1 pseudogene is annotated in these 594 nt (G+C 37.9%); it reads right to left on the bottom strand.

The window, feature by feature from the left end:
- Nucleotides 1-594 (bottom strand): annotated as a pseudogene (locus tag J7R13_RS08645) (hypothetical protein); the annotation flags it as partial.

The raw sequence follows: 594 nt of genomic DNA, 5'->3' as shown, positions 1-594 counted from the left end.
GTGATTTTATTACTATTGTCTTTTGCAATTTTAATATTTTTGCTTCCATTCCCACTCGCACCCGCAACAAGATCTACTGTACTTCCAGCTTGAACGTCTGTAGCGTTGTTACCATCAACAGAAAGCTTCCAACCCGTTTTAATTCCCGCTGTAAAATCTTGCAACTGTTTATAATTCACTGCATCGGTATCTTCAGTCCCAGCTAGCACTCCTGTAATCTTTTTATTGCCAGCATTAATACCATTTACAGTTATGCTTGGCCCATTACCATCAACAAACTTAAAGCCTTCACCATTCATAATGCTTTTGCCTGTTGTGACAGACGTTACATTAATATCATTAGCTAAATCAAATTGTATATTGTGGTCTTCACCTTTTGCAATTTTTATATTCTGTTTATTATTCTTACTAACTGCTTCCAAATTAACCATTTCGTTTGGTCCAATGGACATAGCATCTCCACCGTTAACAGAAAGCTGCCAACTTGTTTTGATACCTTTTTGCACTTCCTTCAACTGTCTATAAGTGACTGCTTCGTCATCTTCAGTCGCGTCTGCTACGTTGAAGATACTTTTACTGCCAGCATCAACACCA

The sequence above is a fragment of the Bartonella taylorii 8TBB genome, from assembly GCF_902825155.1.
GTDB lineage: Bacteria > Pseudomonadota > Alphaproteobacteria > Rhizobiales > Rhizobiaceae > Bartonella > Bartonella taylorii_A.
The sequence above is the reverse complement of the archived record's forward strand: the minus strand, read 5'-3'. Positions and strand labels throughout refer to the sequence as shown.